Here is a 23,272-nt window from a genome sequence, read left to right as displayed (position 1 = left end):
CCCGGCGCTACGCTTTGAAACCACACCCTACGTGCCGTCGAGCAGCCAGACCATGGCTTCGGCCTCGTCCTGGAAGAATGCGAACGAGGGCAGGCCTTGCTCGGCGGACATGCGCGCGAGCTGCATCTTCGTCAGCGTGCTCGACACGATGTTCGCGGCCCGGATGCAGCCGTTCTTCTGGGCGACCTCCATCGTCCGCTCCACGAACGCGCTCACGTCGGGCTTCTGGGCCGCGAAGTCCGAGGTGTCCGCGAGGACGCGCCAGCGCTTGCCCCAGAGCGGCTGCGTCACGCGCGCGAACTCCTCGTAGTAGGCCCGCGCCTGATCCACGGTCCAGAAGCCCCACACCGAAAGCCGCACGAGCCTGCGCTCCCGGTCCACGCGGATCGCGTGCCCGCTCCGGGGCCGCGACACGGACGACTTCACCCGGTCCAGCGAGCTCGGCGGCGTCGAATGCCGGCTCGTCCGTGACGGCGTCGGGTGCTTCGTCTCCTCGCTCGACGGCGGGGTCGAGGGGCGGGAGCTGCGCGCCGGGGGGGGCGGCGGCGTCGACTCGTACGACACCGAAATGTAGGGCTCCCGCGGCGGAGGCGGCGTCGAGTAGCTCGGGCCCAGGGCGTCCGCGGGGAAGAGGACCTCGGAGAGCGCGACGATCGCGGCGGAGGCGCTCGGGAATCGATCGCCCGGGTTCCGCGCGACGCACCGAAAAAACCAGGCGTCGACCCCCGCGGGCAGCTCCACGGCGTGACGCCGCCATGCCCGCGTCGCGGGGGGCTCGGGCAGCGGGTTGTCGAGGCAACGCGCGAGCGTGATGATCGACGGCGCCTTCTCGAACTCCTCGGCCCAGTACGGCGCGCCGACGAGCAGCATGAACGCCGTGTGCCCGAGCGCGTAGACGTCGACGGCGAGGCCGATGGGCTGGTCCATGAAGATCTGCTCGGGCGCCATGAAGTAGGGGCTGCCGAGGATCGTCTTCGTCTGCATCCCGATGCCGAGGTGGCCGTCCGCCTTGGCGATGCCGAAGTCGAGCAGCTTGAGGCACGGCGAGCCGTCGTCGCGGTACGTGAGAAAGAGGTTGTCGGGCTTGATGTCGCGGTGCACGACGCCCGCCGCGTGCGTCTTGTCGAGCGCGAACGCGGCTTGCGCGAGGTAGGTGCGCACCTCGCCGGGGGGCAGGGCGCCACGCTCGGCGACGATCATGCCGAGGTCCCGCCCGCGCAGGAGCTCCATCGCGAGGAAGGGCAAACCCGAGGGCGCGTCCACGCCGGCGTCGATCACGCGGACGATGTGATCACTCTCGAGCTCCCCGAGGATCCGCGCCTCGCGCTCGAAGCGCGCCTTGAAGTCCGCGTGCTCGGCGAGCAGGGTCGGGTGGATGATCTTCAGGGCGCGGCGGCCGGCCGTGCGTTCGTCCGTGGCCTCGTAGACCGCGCCCATTCCGCCCGTGCGGATGGTGCGCACGATGCGGTATCGCTCGTGGAAGAGCTGCGCGGGGGCGAGAAGAAAGATCGGCACCGTGTCCGCGCCGGGGTCCGACATGTGCCGAGGGTAAGGGCAGACAAACGCCGATTCAAGGCAAGCCGAGATCGTCGTCCTCGAGCTCCGTGGCGCGACCGAGCGCCTTGCAGAGCTCTGTCCACGCCTCCTGCATCGACGTGAAGCGGTGCGCCGGCTGGCTCGCGAGCACACGCGCGACCCACGGATCCACGGCCTCCGGCAGATCGGGCCGGAGCGCGAGCAGGCTCGGGCGCGGGTCCGTCGAGACAGCGCGCAAAAGTTCCACCATCTTGCGCGCGGGGAACGGGAGCCTGCCGCCGATCATGCGGAAGACGACGGCGCCGAACGAGTAGACGTCGGCGCGGTGATCGAGGTCCTTGGGTTTGCCCGCCCAGATCTCGGGCGCCATGTACGTCGGAGATCCGGCGATGGTGCCGTCGCGCGTCACCGTGAAACCACCGACCTCCTTGGCGAGACCGAAGTCGAGCAGCCGCACGCGGCCCCGCGCGCGCGTGCGCAGGACGAAGATGTTCGCGGGTTTGACGTCGCGGTGCACGATGCCGCGCGCGTGCGCGGCGGAGAGCGTCTCGGCGACGGGCCGCATGATCTCGAGCGCGCGATCGATGGGCATGGGCCCGCCTTTCGCCTCGACGCCGCGCACGTAGGCCTCGAGATCCTTGCCCTCGAGCAGCTCCATCACGATGTAGAGCGTGCCGTTGTCCGAGCGGTTGAAGGCGAGGATCTGCGTCGCGGCCGTGCCGCTGAGCAAGCCCATCGCGCGGGCCTCGCGGGCGATGCGCGTCGTGAAGACGGGCTCGCTCGTGATGTTCGGCAGGAGGCACTTCACGGCGACGGGCGCGCTGAGGTCCATGTCCTCGGCCCGGAACACGTAGCCGTGGCCGCCGCTGCCGATGAGGTCGAGGAGCTTGTACCGACCGTCGATGACATCACCCGCTCGATACGACATGGCGCTCCTCGTCTCCCGCGCCTTCCGGCCGCGGTAGGCTCGTACGATACCGAAGGCGCCCCGAGGGCCGCAACGGGCAGCCGGACCTCGCGCCGAAACGCGAGAGATACGCCCGCGCGCGCCGCGCGTTGCAGTCATGAAAAACGTTTCGGGGTTGCCTGTCCTCGTCGGCGACGGTAGGGGCACGGGCGCGGCGAACCTGGGCTATCCTTCGCCGCGATGATCCGACGCACCCCGTTCGTCCTCCCGCTCCTCGTCGTCCTCGGCTGTTCAGGCGAGGGCCTGCCTCCGGCCCCCGCGCCGACCACGAGCCTGCCGGCCACGTCGCCGTCCGCCGTGACGAGCGCCGCCGCGGAAAAACCGGCTCCGAAGGGCCCGGTCGCGCCGACGGCCAGGAAGGAGCCGCGCGTCACCGAGATCCACGGCGTGAAGCTCGTCGACGACTATGCGTGGCTGCGCAAGAAGGACGCGCCCGATGTGCTCGAGCACCTGCGCGCGGAGAACGCGTACAGCGAGGCCATGACCGCTGGGCTCACGCCGGTGAAGGAGCGCATCTACGGCGAGATCCTCGGCCGCCTGCAAGAGACCGACGTGGAGGTCCCCTTCCGGGAAGGCGCGTATCTTTATTACACGCGCACCGAAAAAGGGAAACAGTACCCCATTTACTGCCGCAAGGCCGTGAAGGGCGGGAACAAGGCGCCCGAGGAGGTCATGATCGATCCGAACGAGATCGCGAAGACCGAGAAATACGTGGGCCTCGGCCCGCTCGCCCTCTCCGAGGACGGCAATCTCCTCGCGTATGGCCTCGACACCACCGGCTTCCGGCAATTCGTGCTCCACGTGCGAGACCTCAAGACGGGCAAGGATCTCGCGGATCGCGCCGAGCGCGTCACGTCGGTCGTGTTCGCCAAGGATGGCAAGACGCTCTTTTATACAGTCGAGGATCCCGTCACGAAGCGCTCGCACAAGTTTTTCCGGCACGCCCTCGGCGACGACGCGGCCAAGGACACGCTGCTCTACGAGGAGAAGGACGAGCGGTTCCGCCTGTTTTCGGCCCGTTCGAGCAGCAAGAAACTCATTTTCGTCCAGTCGAACAGCCATACGACGAGCGAGGTCCGTTTTCTGCCCACGGACAAACCCGGCGCGCCGCTCACGCTCGTCGAGCCGCGGGAGCAGGACCACGAGTACGACGTGGATCATCGCGGCGACGAGCTCGTGATTCGCACGAACAGCCCCGCGAAGCCGGGCGATCCGAAATCGACGAACTACCGGCTCGTCGTGACCAAGGTCTCGTCCCCGGGGCGCGCGTCGTGGAAGGAGACGATCCCGCACCGCAAGGACGTGATGATCGAGTCCGTCGAGCTCTTCTCGACGTTCGCCGTGGCCTTCGAGCGCGAGGACGGGCTGCGCCAGATCCGGGTGCTCGACCCGAAGAAGCTCGCCCTCGACGGCTCGCACCGGGTCACGCTGCCCGAGCCGATCTTCACGCTGCGGCAGGGGGACAACCGCGAGTTCGACGCGCCGTTTTATCGATTCCGGTTCGAATCGCCGACGACGCCCTCCACGGTCTACGATTACGAGCCGAAGAAGCGCGCGCTCGTGCAGAAGAAGCGCGTGGAGGTCCCGAACTACGATGCGAGCCGGTACGAGTCGAAGCGGGTGCACGCGACGGCCAAGGACGGCACGAAGATCCCGGTCTCGCTGCTCTACAAGAAGGGGACGAACCCGGACGGGAAGAACGCGCTCTTCCTGTATGCGTACGGCTCGTACGGCTTCCCCATCTTCCCGATGTTCTCAGCGCCGACGTTCTCGCTCGTGGAGCGCGGCGTGGTCTGCGCGATCGCCCATATTCGCGGCGGCGGCGAGCTCGGCGAGACCTGGCACGAGGCCGGGCGCATGAAGACGAAGCTGAACACGTTCACCGATTTCGTGGACGCGACCGAAGGCCTCGTGCAAATGGGCTGGGCCGCGAAGGATCGCATCGCGATCCAGGGCGCGAGCGCGGGCGGCCTGCTCATGGGCGCGGTCCTGAACATGCGCCCGGATCTCTATCGCGCGGCGATCGCCGACGTGCCTTTCGTCGACGTGATCAACACGATGCTCGACGAATCCCTGCCGCTCACCGTCGAGGAGTTCGAGGAGTGGGGCAATCCCAAGAAGAAGGACGAATTCGAGTACATCGTCCGCTACAGCCCCTATGAAAACGTCGCGAAGAAGGCGTATCCGTCGATCCTCGTGAACACGTCGTACAACGACAGCCAGGTGATGTACTGGGAGCCCGCGAAATGGGTGGCGAAGCTGCGTGAAATGAAGACGGACGAGAACCAGCTCCTGCTCCGCATTCACCTCGATCCGGCCGGACACGGGGGCAAATCCGGGCGTTACGAGCGAATGCAGGAGATGGCGTTCAAGTACGCGTGGCTGCTCGATAGGCTCGAGGTGAAGGACGGGAAGTGACGACCGAGCCCCGCCTCGCCCTGATCGCCGCCGTCGCGGAGAACGGCGTCATCGGCAAAGGCAACCGCCTGCCCTGGCGGCTCCCGGGCGATCTCGCCCATTTCAAGGCCACGACCATGGGCAAACCCATCCTCATGGGCCGCAAGACCTGGGAGAGCATCGGGGGAAAACCCTTACCGGGCCGCAAGAACCTGGTCGTCACGCGGAAAGACGACTATCGCGCGCCGGGAGCGGTGGTCTGCCACGGCTTTGCCGAGGCCATCGGACGGGCGCGCGCCTTTGCGGCGGAGGCGGGCGCCGGCGAGATCGTGGTCATCGGCGGGGAGGCGTTGTTCGCGGAGGCGCTCGCGCAGGCGGACCGGCTGTATCTGACGGAGGTCCACGCCCGGCCCGCGGGCGACGCCTTTTTCCCCGCATTCAATCGGGCGGAGTGGCGGGAGATCTCGCGCCGCGACGAACCGGAAGAGGGGGCGGCGTCCCCCGCGTACAGCGTCCTGGTGCTGGACCGGAATCGCCCGGCGTCCTGACCTTCAGGCTTGGCGGGGCCGGGGCCGCGCCGCCTTGCGGCCCTTGCCGCGTTCCTGCATCGCCCACGCGATCCCGTCCTTCAGGCTGCGCACCGTGATCACGCCGTGCACCTCGACGCCCATGGTGATCAACGTCTGCGCCACGTGGGGCTGGATCCCGGTGAAGACGGCCTTGGCGCCGATGAGCTTCACGGCGTGCGCCGTGCGCACGAGCGCCTCGGCGACCTGCGTGTCGATCGTCGTGATGCCCGTCACGTCGAGCAGCACCGTCTCGGCCGCCAGGCGCACGACACCTTCGAGCAACGTCTCCAGCACGACCTGCGCGCGCTTCTCGTCGATCCGCCCGACGAGCGGCATCGCGAGCACGTCGTCGGCGATGGGAATGAGCGGCGCCGAGAGCTCCCGGAGCGCCTGCTCCTGCGCGAGGATGAGCTCCGCGCGCAGTTGCTCGTTCCACGTTGCGTGCTCCTCCGCGCGCCGCCGATCCGTGACGTCGATCCCGACGGCCTGAAACTCCGCGACGTTGCCCGCTTCGTCGAGGATCGCGCGATCGATCCAGTTGAGCCAGCGCACCTCGCCCCCAGGCGGCAGCACCCGGTGCTCGACTTCGAGGACCGGCTCGTTCGGCCCGAGCCGTGCGAGCACGTCGGCGATGAGGGCCTGATCCTCCTCCGGGACGAGGGGCGCGAAACGGTGGCCGATGAGCTCCTCGCGCGTCTTGCCGAAGTAGCGGCAATACGCGTCGTTCACGAAGGAGAGCGTGCCATCCATGCTGAATCTGCAGATGAGCTCGCGCTGGTCCTCCACCAGCGTGGCGTACATCTGCGTCTTCAACCACAGCTCCCGCTGGAGCTCCGCGTTGCGGCGCTGGAGTTCAGCCACCTGCGCTTCGAGCGAATCCGTGCCCTGGCTCATCCCCTCGACCCGTGGAATCGGTCGACGGTAGGGCAACACGCCGCGCCAAGGCAAGCGCGGCGTGAGGAGGATCCTGAAAGAGGTAGGGGAGACGTGTAGGGGGACGCCCGATTTACGCCGTCACGAGGCGCTCGACCTCGCCGTACGTCGCCGCGACGGCCTCGTCGATCTTGCTGGCCTCGGGGCCGCCGGCCTGGGCCATGTCGGGCCGGCCGCCGCCGCGCCCGCCCACGATCGCGGCCACGTTCTTGATCACGTCGCCGGCCTTCACGCGGCTCGTCGCGGCCTTCGAGACCATCACCGCGAGCTGCGCCTTGCCCGCGTCCACCGCGCCCACGAGCACGAGGCTCGACTCGCCGAGTTTGTCCCGGAGCTTTTCCGCGATCTCGCGCAGCGCCGCCGCCTGCGTGCCATCGGGCATGCGCCGCGCGAGGACCTTGATGCCCGAGATCTCGCGGGCCTCGGCGAGCATCGCGTCGATCCCGCCGCCTCCGCCGCCGCCGGGGCCGCCGCCCTCGATGAGCCTGCGCTCGAGCTCGGCGACCTTCTTCTCGAGCTCGCGCTCGTGCGCCACGATCTTGCCGATCTTGTCCGAGAGATCGCCGCCCTGCGCCTTCGCCACCTGGCGCGCCTTCTGGATGTCGTCTTCCAGGCCGCGCACGTAGCCGAGCGCGTTCTTGCCCGTCGCCGCGAAGACGCGCCGCACGCCGGCCGCCACGCCGCCCTCGCCCGTGATCTTGAACAGGCCGATGTCGCCGAGCGCCCGCGCGTGCGTGCCGCCACAGAGCTCGATCGAGTCCTGGGTCATCGTCAGCATGCGGACGACGTCGCCGTATTTCTCCTCGAAGATCGCGACGGCGCCGCGCTTGCGCGCCTCGTCGACGGGCAGGACCTCCGTGAGCACGGGCGCGTTCTCCAGGACCTTGCCGTTCACGAGGTCCTCGATGCGCTCGATCTCGTCGCGCGTGAGGGGCTTGTTGTGGGCGAAGTCGAACCGGAGCATGTCTGGCCCGACACGCGAGCCCTTCTGCTGCGCGTGCTCGCCGAGCACCGTGCGCAGGGCCCAGTGGAGCAGGTGCGTCGCGGAGTGGTTGCGCCGCGTGGCCGAGCGCGCCGCGTGATCGACGGTGAGCGTGACCTTCTGGCCCACGCTGACCTCACCCGCCTCGACCACGCCCTCGTGCACCACGAGCCCGGTGAGCGGGCGCTGCGTGTCGGTGACGCGGATGCGCAGGTCGCCGGCCGTGATCACGCCGGCATCGCCGACCTGGCCGCCGCTCTCGGCGTAGAAGGGCGTCTCCTTCACCACGACCTCGACGTGCGCGCCCGCGCTTGCCCGGTCCACGAGCGAGCGGGTGGGTTTGCCTTCGCCGTCCTTCTTTTCGACCGCCAGGATCACGACGACTTCGCTCTCGCCCGCCTCGCGCTCGTAGCCGGTGAAGGTCACGGGCGAGCCGAGTTTTTCGCGCGCCTGCCGGTAGGCCGGGTCGAGGGCGGCGGTCGGATCGATCGGCCCGTCGGCCTCGTCCGCGCCCTTGATGATCTTGTTGGCGCCCTCGACATCCACGCCGTAGCCCTGCTCGCCGCAGATGACCTGCGTGAGATCCAGGGGGAAGCCGTACGTGGTGAAAAGATCCGCGGCCGCGGGGGCCGCGAGGGTCTTGTCGCCCTTCTCGCGCATCGTGTCGAAGTGCTCGTCGAGGATCTTCATGCCGCGCTTCAACGTGGCGCGGAAGCGGACCTCCTCGTCCTCGGTGACGCGCGCGATGAGCTCGCGCCGATCGCGGAGCTCGGGGTAGACGTCGCCCATGCGATCCACGACGAGCAGCGCGACCTCGTGGAGGAACGGCTTTTCGATGCCGAGCCGGTAGCCGTGCCGGATCGCGCGGCGCATGACGCGGCGGAGCACGTACTCGCGCCGCTGCTTCTCGGGCATCACGCCCTCGGCCATGAGGAAGGCCGTGGTGCGGGCGTGGTCGGCGATGACGCGCAGCGAGATGTCGTCCGGCGCGAGGCTCGCCCCGTACTTCTTGCCCGCGATCTCGGCCGCGCGCTCGACGAGCGGGCGCAAAAGGTCGGTGTCGTAGTTCGACGTGACCCCTTGGAGCACGAACGAGATGCGCTCGAGGCCCATGCCCGTGTCGATGCTCGGCGCCGGCAGCGGCGTGATCGGCGCGTCCTTCTCGGCGCGGTCGTACTGCATGAAGACGAGGTTCCAGATCTCGGTCCAGCCCGAGCCGTCGAGCCGGGGCTCCTCGCCGAACCGCGAGAGGTCGACCTCGTCGCCCGTGAAGAAGTGGATCTCCGAGCAGGGGCCACACGGGCCGGTGTCGCCCATGCTCCAGAAGTTGTCCGCCATGCCCAGCCGGAGGATGCGATCGTCGCCGAAGCCCGTGACCTTGCGCCAGAGCTCGGCCGCCTCGTCGTCCGCGGGGAAGCCGTTTTCGCCCTTGAACACGGTGACGACGAGCCGCTCCTTCGGCACGCCGTAGACCTTCGTGAGCAGCTCCCAGGCGCTCGTGATGGCCTCTTCCTTGAAGTAGTCGCCGAAGCTGAAGTTGCCGAGCATCTCGAAGAACGTGTGGTGGCGCGCGGTGACGCCGACGTTCTCGAGGTCGTTGTGCTTGCCGCTGATGCGGATGCACTTCTGGCTGCTCGCGGCGCGCGTGTACGGGCGGCGATCCTTGCCCGTGAAGACGTCCTTGAACGGGACCATCCCGGCGTTGACGAACATCAACGTGGGATCGTTCTGCGGGACGATCGGCGCGCTCGGGACGACCTCGTGGCCGCGGGAGGCGAAGAAATCGAGGAAGGTGCGGCGGATCTGATGGCTCGAGGCGGACATGGCGCCCGCCCATCTACCATGTTTCGGGCCTCAGAACATGATCCCGAGGTACCAGCGGAGCGTCTGCGCCGTCTCCGTTTCGAGCGTCGGCGCGCTGCGGTTCTCCGGAGCGCTCTCGTAGCGGCCGATCTCGCCGGGCAGATAGTCGAAGCCGCCGAGCGGGAAGAGCACGCCGTACTGGAGCATGGTGTAGAAGCCGCCCATCTGATCGGGCTTGTCGTTCAGCGTGCCGTCCTTCGCCTGGAAATACAGCGAGAAATCGAGCTCGACGCCGAGGTCGCGCTTGTTGCCCGGCGTCTGAATGAACTCGCTCGCGCGGCTCCAGATGAGCGCCGCGCTGCCGCCGAGGCGCTGTCCGTTCGGGTCGCGCGCGAAGTCGTACTGCACGGACGGGCGGAGGTAATACGCGCCCTGCACGCGGCTCATGATGTTGCGCCAGAGGATGAGGTCGACGCGGTAGTCCGGGTGGAACCGGCCCGTCGAGAACGTCCGATCGGCCGTGAGCTGCCGCTCGACGCCGCCGCGAGGCGGCGCGAGGCCCTCGACGTCGGGATCCCCCGAGGCCCAGCCGAAGCCGAGGTCGAGGCGGAGTTTGTCGTCGAGCGCGCGGAACTCGCTCTGCGCCGCGACGATGAAGCTCCGCACGGTCCAGCCCGTGTCCTCGGCGTCGAGCGGGTTGCGCTCGACGGTGGTGCCGCCCGCGGTCTGGAGGTTGTCGATGGTGCCGTAGGTCATCGAGGCCTCGGCCTCGAAGCGGAACTTCTTGTAGAGGAACTGGAACCAGAGGTCGGGCGTGAAGAACTGCGCGCCGCGGCGGGCGTAGCCGGTGCGGATGTCGCTCGCCGACTGGCCGAACGTGGCGCTCGTCTGGGCGTCGGTGGTGTCGTTCGCGAGGACCTGGTTGCGGTACGCGAAGTAGATGCCGCCGTTGATGACGGGCAGCCCCTTGGCGAGGTCGAGCCGCGCGAGCTCGGGATCACGTTTGCGCGCGGCCATGAACACGTACTGGCTCACGTCGTCGAGCTGGCCGAGATCGTAGGGCTGGCCCTGCTGCTCGCGGAGCGCCGCGCTCGTCGGCCCCTCGCTGATGAAGTCCCACGCGCCGGCGAAGTAGAGGTCGTACTTCTTGATGCCGGTCACGAACATGATCCGGTCGACCGTGCTCTGGTAGTCCGAGTCGTAGCCGTTGCCCTCGTTGTTGAGGATGCCGAGGCCCCACTGGTTCGGCATGCGGCCGAAGCGGAGGAGGCCGACGGGCGTGACGTACTCGCCCCAGGCGCGCTTGACGATGATGCTGTCGACGGTGCTGGTTTGTCCCGCGACGGGCGCCCACGAGGTGGTCGCGAGCGCGCCGAGCGGCGCGTAGCCGCCGCGCGTGCCGACCCTGTAGCCGCCGGCATCCGCGGGCGTGTTCCAGTAGCCCTCGGGCGTGGAGCCGAGGACGAAGTTGTCGAGGATGTCGATCTGCGAGAGGACCCGGAGGTTGTCGCTGATGTGCAGCTCCGGCGTGAGGCGGAAGCGCATGTTCGCGCCGGCCTGCGTGTTGTTCTCGCAAGCCGTGGTCGCCGTGGGAACGTCGCCGCAGAGCGTGACGGTCTGGATCGCGCCCGACGTGGGGTAGTACGCGTTGTCGGGCGGCTGCGGCCAGAGCGCGCGATCGGGCAGCTCCCGACGGCCGAGCGAGAAGTGATGAAAGAGCTCGGCGCGCACGCGGAAGAGGCCGTGAATCTCCAGGCTCGGTCGCGCCTGCGACCACCAGTCCTCGGCGAAGACGTCGCTCGGGCGCACGCCGACGTCGCCCGTGGGCGGAGGACGATCGGCGCCCTGGCGCGTGAGCGCGCGCGCGTCGCGATCCGGATCCGGCGTGGCGGCGACGGGCGCGGCAGGCTTCGGCGCAGGCGGGGTGGCGGTCTGCGACGCGGCTTCCGGCGTGGCTTGCGTCGGCGTGGCTGCGCCCGTGCCGTTCGGGGGCACGAGCGGCTCGTCTGCAGGCGCGGACGCGGGCGCGGGCGCGGTTTCTGCGGGCTTTGGCGGAGGCGGCGCCGCGGGCTGGGCGAGGGCGGATCCTGCCGCCGTGAGGCCGAAGGCGAGCGCAGCGAGGGATGCTGCCGTTCTCGTTCCCGATCCGTACGAGGAGCCTAGGTACCGCGACGAAATTCGCATGGCGCGTTTGCTGCGTGTGTCGCGCCGGACGGGGCCCCGCCTTGGAATCCGCGTGCCGCGCGCTTTGGGTGTCGTAACGAGGTTCGTCTCGCCGTGCCCGCGCACGGCTCGTCCGGGCGCTCGGGCAGGGGCGATGTCTCACGCCGAGCGGGTGTGGTCAACGTGGATCGATGTTGGCCGCGTGGCCAAGGGACAGGTTCCGAGGTCCCTCGGGGAAAACCCGGCCCGGCCCCTCGGGTCGCGGACGGCCCCGCCGCGAACGTGCTCCGTGGCGCCGGAACCGCCGCCCGGGCGTCAGAAAGCCGGCGAATCGCGTCCAGTACGGCCAGAACGGCCCGAAATTTCACCCGAATCCAGGATCCCCGTTGCGGCGCTCGGGACGGTCTTCTATTCCTGCAATTCTCGTGTACCGCCGTTCCCAACGTGCCGGTTTGCCGTCCGCGCCAAGAGGGTTGATGAGAACGCGACTATCGCCAAGGCTGCTGACTCTTCTGGGACTTCTCTCCGTCTCGCTGGTCCCGACCGCTGCGCTGTCCCAGGAGAGCGCCGCGAGCGGCGCGAAGGAGGGAGAGTTCTCCGTCCAGCGGTTCGAACCCGTGCCGGGGTCGAAGAACTACCTCACGGTCGCGGGGGCTCGCATGGACGCCGCGATGGGCTTCACCGCGGGCCTGATGGTGAACTACGCGAACAAGCCGTTCGTCGTGAAGAGCTGTAGGGCGGAAACCGACTGCAGCGCGCCGAACGCCGCGACGCAGGACGTCGCCGTCATCAGCGACATGTTCACCGCCGACGTGCTCGCGTCGCTGACGCCGGTGCCGGTCGTGCAGATCGGCCTGCGCCTGCCCGTGATGTACGTGAGCGGCTCGGGCATCAACCTCGACACGGGCGGGCCCGATCCGAACGGCCTCAAAGCGTTCGGCGTGGGTGACGCGACGCTCGAAGGCAAGTTCCGTTTCTTCGGCGATCCGAAGACGAGCGCCGTGGTGCTCGGCGGCGCCGTGGACGTGTCGGCGCCGCTCGGGACGATCACGGCGAAGGACAAGTACATCGGCAACAGCACGCCGATCACCGGTGGTGGCCGGCTGATCTTCGACGGCTCGTTCGGCGCGCTCTCGTTCGGCCTGAACCTGCGCGGCGTCTATCGCCCCGAGGCGCGCCTCGGCTCGACGACGGTCGGTCCCTTCGAGTTCCGCTACGGCGCCGCGCTCGGCTACCGCGTGAGCCCGACGGTCCGCGTGTTCGCCGAGGGCTTCGGCGGCACGAAGTTCAGCTCGCAGAACGGGACGAACTCGCTCGAGGTCGACGGCGCCATCCAGATCACGCCCCTCAGCGTCCCGCTCGCCTTCACGCTCGGCGGCGGCGGCGGCGTGCTGCAAGGCGTGGGCGTGCCGCTCTTCCGCGCGCTCGGCGGCGTGGCGTTCGTCGCCGAGGTCGGCGACGAGGACAAGGACGGCATCAACGACAAGGACGACAAGTGTCCCTCGATCGCCGAGGACATCGACGGCTTCGAGGACGACGACGGCTGCCTGGAAGACGACAACGACCAGGACAAGGTGCCCGACGTCAAGGACAAGTGCCCGCTCAAGCCGGAGACGATCAACGGCCTGCAGGACGACGACGGCTGCCCCGACGAGCTGCCGGATCGCGACAAGGACGGCATCGGGGACGCGGACGACAAGTGCCCCGACGACTTCGGCAAGATGCGCGTGAAGGAGTTCTACGGCTGCCCGGACAAGGATCAGGACGGCGTCGCCGACAAGGCCGACGGCTGCCCGGATCAGCCGGAGGACACGGACGGCTTCGCCGACACCGACGGCTGCCCGGATCCGGACAACGACGGTGACAAGATCAACGACGACCTCGACGAGTGCATCGACACGCCCGAGGTCTACAACGGCTTCAAGGACGAGGACGGCTGCCCCGACGAGTCGCCGGACTCGGACAAGGACGGCATCCCGGACGACAAGGACAAGTGCCCGAAGCAGCCCGAGAACCTGAACGGCTTCGAGGACCTCGACGGTTGCCCGGACAAGGGCCCGTCGCTCGTCACGATCACGGAGGACGACATCAAGATCCTCCAGCGCGTCGAGTTCGCGACGAACAGCGACAAGATCCAGGGCGCGACGAGCTTCGCCGTGCTCAACGCGGTCGCGAGCGTGCTCGACATCCACAAGGAGATCTTCCTCGTGGAGGTCGCAGGCCACACGGACAACGTGGGCAAGACCGAGGAGAACCGGGCGCTGTCGCAGAAGCGCGCGGAGGCCGTGGTCAAGTACCTGATCGACAAGGGCATCGACAAGACGCGGATCCAGGCGAAGGGCTACGGGCCGGATAAGCCGATCGCCGACAACAAGCAGTCCGCGGGTCGCCAGAAGAACCGCCGCGTCGAGTTCAACATCCTGAAGTCGGCGAAGAAGGCCCAGGCAGCCCCCCCGCCGTGATCCACCGTGGGGGGCTCCGGTCGGACTGCGTTGCAGTCCTTCCTCTGCCCCCCACACCCCCCGCCGATCTCGGCTGGATCATCCCTTCATCCAAAAGGAACCAAATCCCGGGTCGGGTGTCCTGGTAGAGTCTTCTCGACAGGATCGGGGGCGCGCCTGTGTCTCCGCATTCCTTCGATGTGGAGGCACCCCAGGATGTCCTCGAACCGCGCTCGTCCGCGCCTCGCCCTCGTGGTGCTGGCGTTCCTCGCCCTGGTTTGTCCGGGGCTGCTCACCGCGTGTCGTGAACCGGAGCGCCCGCTCCTGCCACGATCCCAGACTTGGGCCGAGCTCCGGACGGTCCGGCGCGACGTGGTCGTCGCGCCGCCCGGTGAGCCGGAACGCCCACCGTATCCACGAGAACGGCTCGTGGACGGAGAGGTGGTGCGGGTGCAGCCAAACGGGCTCGCGTGGCTCCGGCGAGACGGCGGCGCGATGCTGCTCGTTCGCGGGCCCGCGGAGCTCGTCCTCCACGCCGACGTGATCGACATCAAGTACGGGCGCGTCTTCGTGGACACGCCCGCGTCGATCACGACCGAGCTCGAGACGCCGACCGGCCCGCTGCACCTCGCGCACGTGCGCGCGAGCATCGACGTGGCCCAGAAGGACGGCGCGTCGGACGTGTACGTGCTCGCGGGCGAGGTGCGCACGGACGGCTCGGCGCGCGCGACGGCCGGCGAGCGGCTCACGCTCGAGCCGCACAAGGGCGAGCCCACGGCGAAGACGTCGCCGGTCTTGACGTGGGAGGACTGGACGGGCGGCCTCGCGACGACGGATCGCTCCGCCGAACCTTCGCCGTACGGCGTGGGCACGGTGGGCGCGCGTCGCCCCGGCGAGCAAGGCGCGCCGCGCTTCCCGCTCGCGATTCAAAGGCTCGACGTGCGCGTGTCGATCCAGGACGACTTCGCGATCACCGAGGTCGACGAGCTCTTCTTCAACCCGAGCTCGGCGACGGTCGAGGGCGTGTATCGCTTCCGCACGCCCGCGGGCGCGACGCTGCACAAGTTCGGCGTGGATCGCGACGGCGTGGTGTTCTGGGGGTACGTCAAGGAGAAGCAGGCCGCCGCGGCGCAGTACCAGGCGAACGTCTACGAGGGCAGCAAGGAGGATCCGGCGCTGCTCGAGTGGGAGGCGCCGGGCGTGTACAAGGCGCGGCTCTACCCGATTTTGCCCGGACAATCGCGGCGCGTCGTGGTGCGGTATGCCGAGTGGCTCGGGCGCACGGGCGCGCGCGGCGAGCGACGGCTCTACGTGTATCCGATGGCCGCCGAGGGGGCCGAGGGGTCCTTGCCGCACATCGAGGAGCTGACGGCGACGATCGATCTCGCGCGGGCCGGCGCGCGCGAGGTGCGCACGGGCATGAGCGGCGTGCGCGAGGGCGGGACGATCAGGGTGCGCGCGCAGGACTTCGTGCCGAGGGCCGATCTCGCGATCGAGCTCTTCGACGACGGTCTCGTCGCGCCGCGCGGCTACACGGCGCCGCACACGATGGATCCCGAGACGGTGCCGCCTTCGGAGCGCGCGGACGCGATGCAACGCGCGAAGACGGAAGCCGACTACGTCATCGTGCCGGTGCGATCCGCCGACGTCCCGATCGCGAAGGGCGGGCTCGATCTGGCGATCGTGATCGACACGTCGGCCGCGACGGACGCGCCATCGCTCGCGATCGCGCGGGCGACGACGGCGGCGTTGCTCGCGCACCTCGGCAAGGACGATCGGGTGGGCGTGTTCGGCGGGGACACGTCGCTCGTGCCGGTCGTGCCGGGCAAGGACGGGCTCGCGCCGATCGACGAGGCGGGGCGGCGCGAGGTGCTCGCGCGGATGTCGCGGATCGAGCGAGGCGGCGCGACGGATCTCGGGGCGATGTTGAGCCAAGCCGCGGCGCTGCTGGATCCTTCGCGGCGCGGCGCGGTGGTGTACGTCGGCGACGGCGCGCCCACGGTCGGCGAGCTGCGGCTGCAGGAGCTGCGCGATCGGATGGCGAAGCTGCCGCGGCCGGTGCGGATGTTCGGCGTGGGCGTGGGCGACGAGGCGGACATGGCGCTGCTCGAAGGTCTCGCGCGTGGCGGCTTCGCCGAGCGCGTGGCCGACGCGAACGCCGCGGCGCGCGTGGCGCTTCGACTGCTCGAGCATGCCGAGCGGCCGGTTTGGCTCGGCGCGCAGGTGGATCTCGGGCCGACGGTGGAGCGGATTTTCCCGCGTGATCTTGGCGCGCTCGTGGCGGACGAGAGCATCGCGGTGATCGGCCGCGTGACTTCGGCGGGGCTCCCGACGTCGGTGGCGCTGACGGGGCCCGCGGGTACGGTCCGGACGAACCTTCAGGTGTCGCGGATCGAGGACGAAGGGGATCTGCGGCGTCGCTGGGCGGAAGGGCGCCTGCTGCAGATGATGGCCGAGGCGACGGGGCGCGCGGCGATGGTCGATCTCGGATCGCGACACGCGATCATCACGCCGGTCACGTCGCTCTACGTGCCGACGAAGAACGAGATGACGCCGGAGGAGCGCGCCGAGCTCGAGCGCAAGAAGGGCATGGCGCGGAGCCTCGTGGAGACGAAGCGCCGGATGATGTGGACGCCGATCATCAAGGCGGACGTCGACGACGAAGAAGAAGAGGAAAACGCAGTCGCGGCCGTGGAGGTCGCCGCCGCGCCGAATGGCGACAACAAGGAAGGCGGCACGGGCACGCGCGCGAAGGGCGAAGAGGGCTCCATGGGGAACCCGGTCTCGCGCTCGACGGGCAACCGCTACGGCGTGCAAGGGCCCGCGGACAACGCCGATCCGCACATCGCGCGGCAAGCCGCGCTGCGCGACGCGGCCGAGTTCGGGATGATCGGCATGCTCAACACGGGCGCGGGCGGCGATCCGAACGCGCCCACGGCGCCGTGGGGCCGCGACGATTCGCTCGGGAGTGATGGCATCGCCGCGAACGGCTACCAGTGGGGCGGCGCGATCGGCGACGCGGTCGGCGCGGGCGGCCTCGGGCTCTCGGGCCTTGCTGAAGGCGGGGGCGGACGAGGCGAAGGCATCGGGCTCGGTTCCATCGGGACAATCGGGCACGGCGCGGGCACGGGCACGGGGCAAGGGTTCGGCTCGGGGAACGGGCGGCTCAGCGGCGCTCACAAGAGCGCGCCGCCGAGGATCACGGAGGCACCCATCGCGATGCCGAGCGCCGCGGCGACCGCCGCGCCGGCGGCGTCACCGCCTCGACCGACCACAGTCGCGAAGTCGTCGAACGCGCCGGGGGATCCGCTGGCAGGCGGGGACCAGAGTGGCAAGCCGTTCGCAGGCGAGGACATCCCCAAGGCCGACGAGAGCCGGCCGGTCCTGGAGAAGACCCAGAAGAACGAGTCGGCAGAAAAAGCGAAGCAAGTTCGTGGCGGATCGTCGGGCACGACGATCGTGGTGCACGTGGGCGACGTGCCGCATCAGGCATCGCCGTGCAGCGGCGCCGCGCTCGTGCCGTTCGAGGAGCGCGTGGGCCTCTGGCGCGAGCGGTTCGGGCGCGTCGCGGGCAACGCGCAGGGCGTGCGTTCGGTCTACCGCGCCGCGCTCTCCGCGTGCGAAGCGCCGACGTGGCGCGAGAGGTCGAAGCTCGTGTCGCTCATGCTCGACGCGATGCCGTCGATCGCCGCGAAGGTGACGCTCTGGCGCGTGATGTTCACGGATCTCGGCGTGGCCGACGCGCTCTACCGCGGGATCCTCGCGCGTGTGCGCACCGCGCAGGAGATGCGCGAGCTGCACGCGGCGCTCGGCCTGAAGACGATGGATCCGGGCCTGCTCGAGAAGCTCATCAAGGACACGAAGTCGCCCGACGAGCGGGTGAAGAAGCTGCGGGAGCTCGTAGCCCAGTGGCCGGACGATTTCGCGCTCGCGCTGCGGCTGCTCGACATGCTGGAGGACGCGTCGGACGACGCGGGGGCGCGTGAGCTCGGCCGGACGCTGAGGTCGAGGCCCGACGCGGACGCGCGGGTGCGGACCGCGGTCGGCGAGCTGTACTTGCGCCTCGCGGCGAAGGAGGCCGACGCGGGCAAGAAGGCCGCGTACGAGGCCGAGGCGCGAAGGTCGTTCGGCGAGATCGTGGAGTTTGCCCCCGACGATCCGGTCGCGCGGCGCAGGCTCGGCGATCTTTTGAGGGCCCACGGTTGGTACGCGGACGCGGCGCGGCAGTACGAGACGCTGGCGCGGCTCGCGCCCGACGACACGAGCGTCTCGCTGCTGCTCGCGGCGGCCGCCGAGGGCATGGGCAAGCTCGAAGAGGCGATCAAGTGGACCGAGAAGGGCGGCGCGGCGGGCGCGCCCGACGCGGAGCAAAGCCCGGCCGTGACAGCGCGCGCGTTCGCCGCGACGTACCTCGCGTGGGGCCGGCTCCTCGCGCAGAAGAACGGCAAGAAGGACGAGGAGCAGACGCTGCGCGCGCGGCTCCTGCGGGTGATCTCGACCGAGCGCGCGGCCGGCAAGGCGCCGCGCGGGGCGCGCGTGTCGCTGACGTGGTCGCACCCCGAGTTCCATCCGTCGCTCTGGACGAACGGGCTCGGCACGCAGATGCCTGCGCCCGAGGGCGACGTAACGCTGGGCATCGCGCAGGCGCTCCTGCCGATGCGCCCCGACGCACGCGTGGAGGTGCGGCTCGAAGGCGAGGACGTGGAGCATGCCGCGCGCCTCGGCGCGGAGGCGATCCTGACGATCGTGTTCGACGAGGGGGAGGACGGCGAGACCATCGTGAAGCAAACGATCCGCTTCGCGCGCGGCGGCAAGCCGGTGCGGGCGTTCGCCATCTCGAAGGGTGAGGCCCGGGAGGTCGAGCCGTGAGCGACGAGCGACGAGAAGAGCAAGACGTGAAGGGCACGCCCTCCGAGGAAGCGACCCTGGCGGCCGGAGAGGCATCCGTTCGTCCCGAAGAACCCACGGCCAGCGCAGAGGAAAACGCGAGCGCGAGCGGAAGCGGAGACGAGAGCGCGAGCGCAGGTGGCAGCGGAAGCGGAGACGGAAGCGACGGCGGTGGCGGAGGCGGGAGCGACGGCGGAAGCGACGACGACGGTGATGACGACGATGGCGACGACGAGCCCGCGGCCGCTCTCCCCGAGCCTCCGCGCGCGAACGAGCGCCGGATCGTCGTGGTCACGCGCGGCGACAAACTCGACACGGCCGAATGGTTGCCCGTGAGTGATCCCCGCGCGCAGGAGCAGATCCGGCGAACGCCGTCGACGCCCCTGCCGCACGATGGCGGGACCATCCCGCCCGCGCTCTTCGCGATCGTGAGCTCGATCGTGGTCATCCTCGTGACCGTCATGCTCCTGCGCGGGCAAGGCGAGCGGAAGCCGAGCCAGCCGCTCGTGCCGACGGTGGCCGATCTGCAGGCGGTGCACGCGTCGGTGACCGCCGCGGGCGCACCCGTGCACAAGACACGGCGGCTCTCCGAGGGGGATGTCGTCAAGACCGACGCCGACGGTCGAGCGCGCCTGCGCCTCGACGACGGCACGGGCCTCGTGCTGGATCGCTCGACGAGCCTGCGCATCACGCAGAAGGGCGTGGCGCTCGATCACGGGCGTATCTTCGTGCAGGGCGCGCTCGGCGCGCGGACCGAGATCGAGATCGGCGAGGCCACGGGCCTCGTGAGCGGCGCGAACACCGGCATCGAGCGCTCGCGTGAGCGTCCCTCGAGCGCGAAGCTCTACGCGGCGACCGAGGAGATCACGGTGCGCGCGGGCGGCGCCGAGAAGACGGTGCGCGCGGGCGAGACGGCCACGGTGGACGGCAGCAAGGTCGAGGTCGCGCCCGAGCGCGGCTACGACGACTGGACGGGCGGCATGGCCGCGCCGTGGGGCGCGAAGGGCGCGCCGCGCAGGGCCGTCGGTGAGCTCTGGGGTCGGCCGGACAAACCCGGCGACGCGGGCTCACCGCTCACGATCCGCGCGCACGACGTGGAGGCGACGGTCGCGCGCGAGCTCGCCGAGACCGAGGTGCGGACGACGTTCTTCAACGCCGGCAGCACGCACGTGACCGGCGATTATCGCCTGGCGATCCCGCCGGGCGCGCTCGTGGCGCGCTTCGCCTCGGTGCGCGGTGGCAACACGAACGAGGGCTACATCGCGCTCGCCACGCGCGATCTGCGCGGCCCCGGGAGCTCGAGCTCGAGCGGCGAGGTGCTCGAGTGGGCCGGCGAAGGCTGGGTTCGCGCGACGATCCCGAGCATCGCCCCCGGCGCGACGGTGCAGGTGATCGTCCGGTACGTCGAGTGGCTCTCGCCGCGTCCGAAGGGCGATGGGACCTGGGTCGTGCAGTACCGCTATCCGATGGTCTCGGACGCCGCGCCCCCGCTCATCGGCGAGTTCTCCGCGAAGATCGACGCGACGCAGTCGAGCCCGAAGTCGATCGGCGCCGGGCTCGGGGCGCGCGTGACCGGCAGCACCGTCGAGCTGCGGCGGCCCGATTATCGGCCGACCGCGGACCTCGTGGTGGACGTGGCGATCGAGCCCTCGTCGTCGCCCGCGCGGCTCTTCGTGGCGCCGCCGTTCGAGGGCGACGAGGATGATCCGGCCTCGACGATCCTCGTGCGCACCGAGGTGCCCGAGGCGCGCGCCGAGGACGGGGTCACGCTCGCGCTCGTGCTCGACGTCTCGTCGAGCGTGGAGCCGGCGCTGCTCGACGCGGAGCGCGCGCTCGTCGACGCGGTGCTCTCGGGCCTGGGGGCGCGGGACAAGGTGGTCGTGCTGGCTGCCGATCAGACGGTGCGTCCGATTGGACCGGCCACGATCGGCCCGGTGGACGAGGCGCGCCGCAAGGCGATCCGCGAGGCGCTCGGGCAGATTTCGACGGGAGGCGCGACGGATCTCGGCCGCGCCCTCGAAGCCGGCGCGGACGCGCTGCCGGTCGACGCGCCTGCGGGCATGGTGATCTACGTGGGCGACGGCTGGCCGACCGTTGGAGATCCAACGGTCGATCGGATCCAGGCGCGACTCGCGCGTCGGCAGGGCGGGGCACCGCGCCTCGGCGCCGTGGGCGTCGGGCCGCTCGTGAACCGCTTCGCGCTGGCGAGCCTGGTGCGCGGCTCGGGGCCGCTGCTCGAGATCGCGGACACGACGGACGCCGCGCGTGTCGCGACCGAGCTCATCGCCGAGGCGCTGCAGCCCGCAGTGGCGGGCGTCGAGATCGTGTTCGGGACCGAGGTCGATCGTATCTACCCGCGTTCGGCCCGGGCGATCACGGCCGGCGAGACGGTCTTCGCCGTGGGCCGCGTGCGGGGCGATCCGCCTCGCTCGATCACGCTGCGCTACCGCGACGCGCGCGGCGTGCACGAGGAGAAGCGGCCCGTCGTCGTGGAGCGCGCGCTCCGCGAGCAGGACGTGGCGCGGCGCTGGGCCGCGGCGCGTGTCGAGGAGATCGCGCTGAAGGGCAAGGGGCGGGAGGCCGCGACCGACGTGGCCTTGCGCGCAGGCCTGCTCACGCCGTGGACCGGCTTCGTGATCGGCGGCCCGCGCGTCTACACGCCGACGCTCTTGCAGACGCGCATCCTCGATCTCTCGGCCGGGCCCGAATCCGGCTTCTCCGCCGCGTTCGCCACGCCGCGCGCGGCGGCTGGGACGCTGATGAACGTCCCGCAGGAGACCGAGTCGGCCGAGGACAAGGACGACGAGGCCGCCTACAAGGCCGCCGTGGCCGAGGCCGCAGCGAGGCTGCTCGACGAGGCCGGCCCCTCGGTCCGCGCATGCCGTGACTCGCGCGCGGCGCTCCGGCCCGAGCTCTCGGGCAAGCTCGAAGTGAACTTCTCGATCGACGGCGACGGCCGCGCCGAGAAGGTCCGCGTGAAGGGCGTGGCGGGCGCGGACGACGACGCGCTCGACCGCTGCGTCGAGGTCGTGGTGCGAGGGATGATCTTCCCCGCGAGCGGGCTCACCGTGTCGATCGACGTGACGCGCACGCTCGGCTTGCCGCCGCCGCGCGCGACGCTGCGGGGCCGCAAATGCTCGCCGACCTCGTTCCTGCCGCTGCCGCTCCGCCGCGGCGTGTGGCGTGAGCGGCTCGACCGCGGCCAGGCCGACGTCGTGTACGTCGAGGCGAAGCAGTCGTGTGAGCTGCCCACGTGGACCGATCGTCGCGCGCTCCTCGAGCTCATCCTCGTGAACGAGCCGAACGGCCTCGCGCGCGTGGGCGTCGCCGGGAAGCTCGAGCTGCTCGGCGAGAGCGACGCGGCCGCGCTCTTGCGGCGCGAGGCGATCCGCCGCGCGCAGAGCCCCGAGGAGCTCTTCGCGATCAAGCGCGAGCTCGTGGGCAGCGAGCGATACCCCGTGGGCACGTTCCGCAAGCAGTACCGCGCGGCAAATGATGACAAGGGGCGGCTCGCGGTCGTGCGCCGTTTCCTCGGGATCGCGCCGCATGACGCGCGGCTCCGGCGCCGGCTCTTCGCGCTGCTCGAAGCGCTCGACATGAAGGCCGAGCTCTCCGAGGAGATCCGACGCGCCCGCCGTGATCCCTTCGCGGACGCGGGCCTGCTCGCGGACGCGGCGTCCGCGCTGCTGCGCATCGGCGACGAGGCGGAGGCACGCCGGACGTTCGGCGAGCTCTCCGAGCGCGCCCCGCGGGATCCTTGGGCGCGCGCCTTCCTCGGCGATCGCCTGCGCAACGAGGGGTTCTTCGACGATGCCTCGCTCGCCTACGCGGTGCTCGAAGAGCTCGTCCCCGAGGAGCCTGCGGCCGTCATTCGCTTCGCGCTCGCGCATGCGGGCGCGGGCCGGCTCGACATCGCACATCGCATGCTCGCGCGCGTCGCGCAGACGGGCGGTCGCGCGGGCGACGAGGCGCTCGGCAGGCTCGCGGGCTACCTCGCGCACGTCCTGCTCGCCGAGGGCCGCGGCCGCCAAGGGCTCGCGGAGTCGGACACGGATCGCCTCGTGCGGGCCTCGCTCGAGCTCCCGTATCCGAACGCGGCCGTGGTCGCGCTCGTCCGCGCGCCTGCGGGCGCCCTTGCCCTCGACGTGAAGCTCCTGCGCGACAAGACCGAGGACCCCCTCGGCCCCGACGTCGCCGCGGCGGGCGTGGGCCTCTATGCGCTCCGCTTCGGCCTCGCGGAGAAGTCGCCGATCTCCTTGGTCCTCTCGCGACCCGAAGAGCTCGCGCCCGCGCGCGCCACGAAGGTCCGCGTCGATGCGCTCGTGCCCGACGGCGACGGCAAGCCGCCGAAGCTCGTCTCGATCGACGTCGAGCTCCCGCCGACTGGCAAGCCCGTCACGCTCCGCTGGACGGGCAGCGCGTTCACGTCCAACTGACCCGCGCGTCGCCGAGCGGCGGATCCAGGGTCCGCCGCTTGACGCCGCCGCCCCGGATCGGTTGTACTTTCCGGTCTACACGTTCCAGAGCGAACGTATTTCTTCAAAATTCCAGGTCATTTCGGTGAATTCACCCTGCCCGGCCGGGGCCTCCGTGG

At 70.3% G+C, this 23,272-nt stretch carries 10 protein-coding genes; 5 read left to right on the top strand and 5 right to left on the bottom strand.

Annotated features, from left to right (window positions below; translation table 11 throughout):
- Nucleotides 1–27 precede the first annotated feature (27 nt).
- The gene (locus QHF83_RS38365; protein WP_282423026.1) at nucleotides 28–1,539 is read right to left on the bottom strand and encodes a serine/threonine-protein kinase; all 1,512 of its coding nucleotides are present in this window, start codon (nucleotides 1,537–1,539) and stop codon (nucleotides 28–30) included.
- Between the two features lie 31 nt (nucleotides 1,540–1,570).
- Nucleotides 1,571–2,464 (bottom strand): serine/threonine-protein kinase, encoded by an 894-nt coding sequence (locus tag QHF83_RS38360; RefSeq protein WP_282423025.1) that lies wholly within the window; start codon nucleotides 2,462–2,464, stop codon nucleotides 1,571–1,573.
- A 219-nt stretch (nucleotides 2,465–2,683) separates the two neighbouring features.
- Here QHF83_RS38360 and QHF83_RS38355 point away from each other — a divergent pair, with 219 nt between their 5' ends.
- Complete coding sequence (locus QHF83_RS38355; RefSeq protein ID WP_282423024.1) at nucleotides 2,684–4,921, top strand: S9 family peptidase; 2,238 nt, start codon at nucleotides 2,684–2,686, stop codon at nucleotides 4,919–4,921.
- A complete protein-coding gene (locus QHF83_RS38350; RefSeq protein WP_282423023.1) occupies nucleotides 4,918–5,448 on the top strand; it encodes a dihydrofolate reductase in 531 nt (176 codons plus the stop codon). The genes QHF83_RS38355 and QHF83_RS38350 overlap by 4 nt, the downstream gene beginning before the upstream one ends.
- Before the next feature lie 3 nt (nucleotides 5,449–5,451).
- Here the strand turns inward: QHF83_RS38350 and QHF83_RS38345 are convergent, their stop codons facing one another.
- The 3 genes from QHF83_RS38345 to QHF83_RS38335 form a co-directional block, all read right to left on the bottom strand.
- Nucleotides 5,452–6,363 carry a PAS domain S-box protein gene (locus QHF83_RS38345; RefSeq protein ID WP_282423022.1) on the bottom strand — a complete coding sequence of 304 codons (912 nt, stop codon included), beginning with the start codon at nucleotides 6,361–6,363 and terminating at the stop codon, nucleotides 5,452–5,454.
- 112 nt (nucleotides 6,364–6,475) lie between these two features.
- A complete protein-coding gene (gene alaS, locus QHF83_RS38340) occupies nucleotides 6,476–9,208 on the bottom strand; it encodes an alanine--tRNA ligase (protein ID WP_282423021.1) in 2,733 nt (910 codons plus the stop codon).
- 30 nt (nucleotides 9,209–9,238) lie between these two features.
- Nucleotides 9,239–11,182 (bottom strand): TIGR04551 family protein, encoded by a 1,944-nt coding sequence (locus QHF83_RS38335; protein ID WP_282423020.1) that lies wholly within the window; start codon nucleotides 11,180–11,182, stop codon nucleotides 9,239–9,241.
- Nucleotides 11,183–11,826: 644 nt separating this feature from the next.
- On the opposite strand from QHF83_RS38335, the gene QHF83_RS38330 reads away from it, so the two are divergent.
- From QHF83_RS38330 to QHF83_RS38320, 3 genes are all read left to right on the top strand, one after another.
- Entirely contained in the window at nucleotides 11,827–13,812 is a 1,986-nt protein-coding gene (locus QHF83_RS38330) for an OmpA family protein (RefSeq protein ID WP_282423019.1), read from the top strand.
- A 195-nt stretch (nucleotides 13,813–14,007) separates the two neighbouring features.
- Complete coding sequence (locus QHF83_RS38325; RefSeq protein ID WP_282423018.1) at nucleotides 14,008–18,660, top strand: VIT domain-containing protein; 4,653 nt, start codon at nucleotides 14,008–14,010, stop codon at nucleotides 18,658–18,660.
- Entirely contained in the window at nucleotides 18,657–23,114 is a 4,458-nt protein-coding gene (locus tag QHF83_RS38320; RefSeq protein WP_282423017.1) for a VIT domain-containing protein, read from the top strand. The genes QHF83_RS38325 and QHF83_RS38320 overlap by 4 nt, the downstream gene beginning before the upstream one ends.
- Nucleotides 23,115–23,272 lie beyond the last annotated feature (158 nt).

It is taken from the genome of Polyangium sp. 15x6 (assembly GCF_029960785.1).
Taxonomy (GTDB): Bacteria; Myxococcota_A; Polyangia; order Polyangiales; family Polyangiaceae; genus Polyangium.
Note: the sequence above shows the minus strand (reverse complement) of the source record. Positions and strands in the feature narration are given on the sequence as shown.

What these genes read in the sequence shown, in the direction of transcription:
- QHF83_RS38355 (WP_282423024.1), top strand. Translation starts at nt 2,684, where the DNA reads ATGATCCGACGCACCCCGTTCGTCCTCCCGCTCCTCGTCGTCCTCGGC.
- QHF83_RS38365 (WP_282423026.1), bottom strand. Translation starts at nt 1,539, where the DNA reads ATGTCGGACCCCGGCGCGGACACGGTGCCGATCTTTCTTCTCGCCCCC.
- alaS (WP_282423021.1), bottom strand. Translation starts at nt 9,208, where the DNA reads ATGTCCGCCTCGAGCCATCAGATCCGCCGCACCTTCCTCGATTTCTTC.
- QHF83_RS38330 (WP_282423019.1), top strand. Translation starts at nt 11,827, where the DNA reads ATGAGAACGCGACTATCGCCAAGGCTGCTGACTCTTCTGGGACTTCTC.
- QHF83_RS38325 (WP_282423018.1), top strand. Translation starts at nt 14,008, where the DNA reads ATGTCCTCGAACCGCGCTCGTCCGCGCCTCGCCCTCGTGGTGCTGGCG.
- QHF83_RS38345 (WP_282423022.1), bottom strand. Translation starts at nt 6,363, where the DNA reads ATGAGCCAGGGCACGGATTCGCTCGAAGCGCAGGTGGCTGAACTCCAG.
- QHF83_RS38360 (WP_282423025.1), bottom strand. Translation starts at nt 2,464, where the DNA reads ATGTCGTATCGAGCGGGTGATGTCATCGACGGTCGGTACAAGCTCCTC.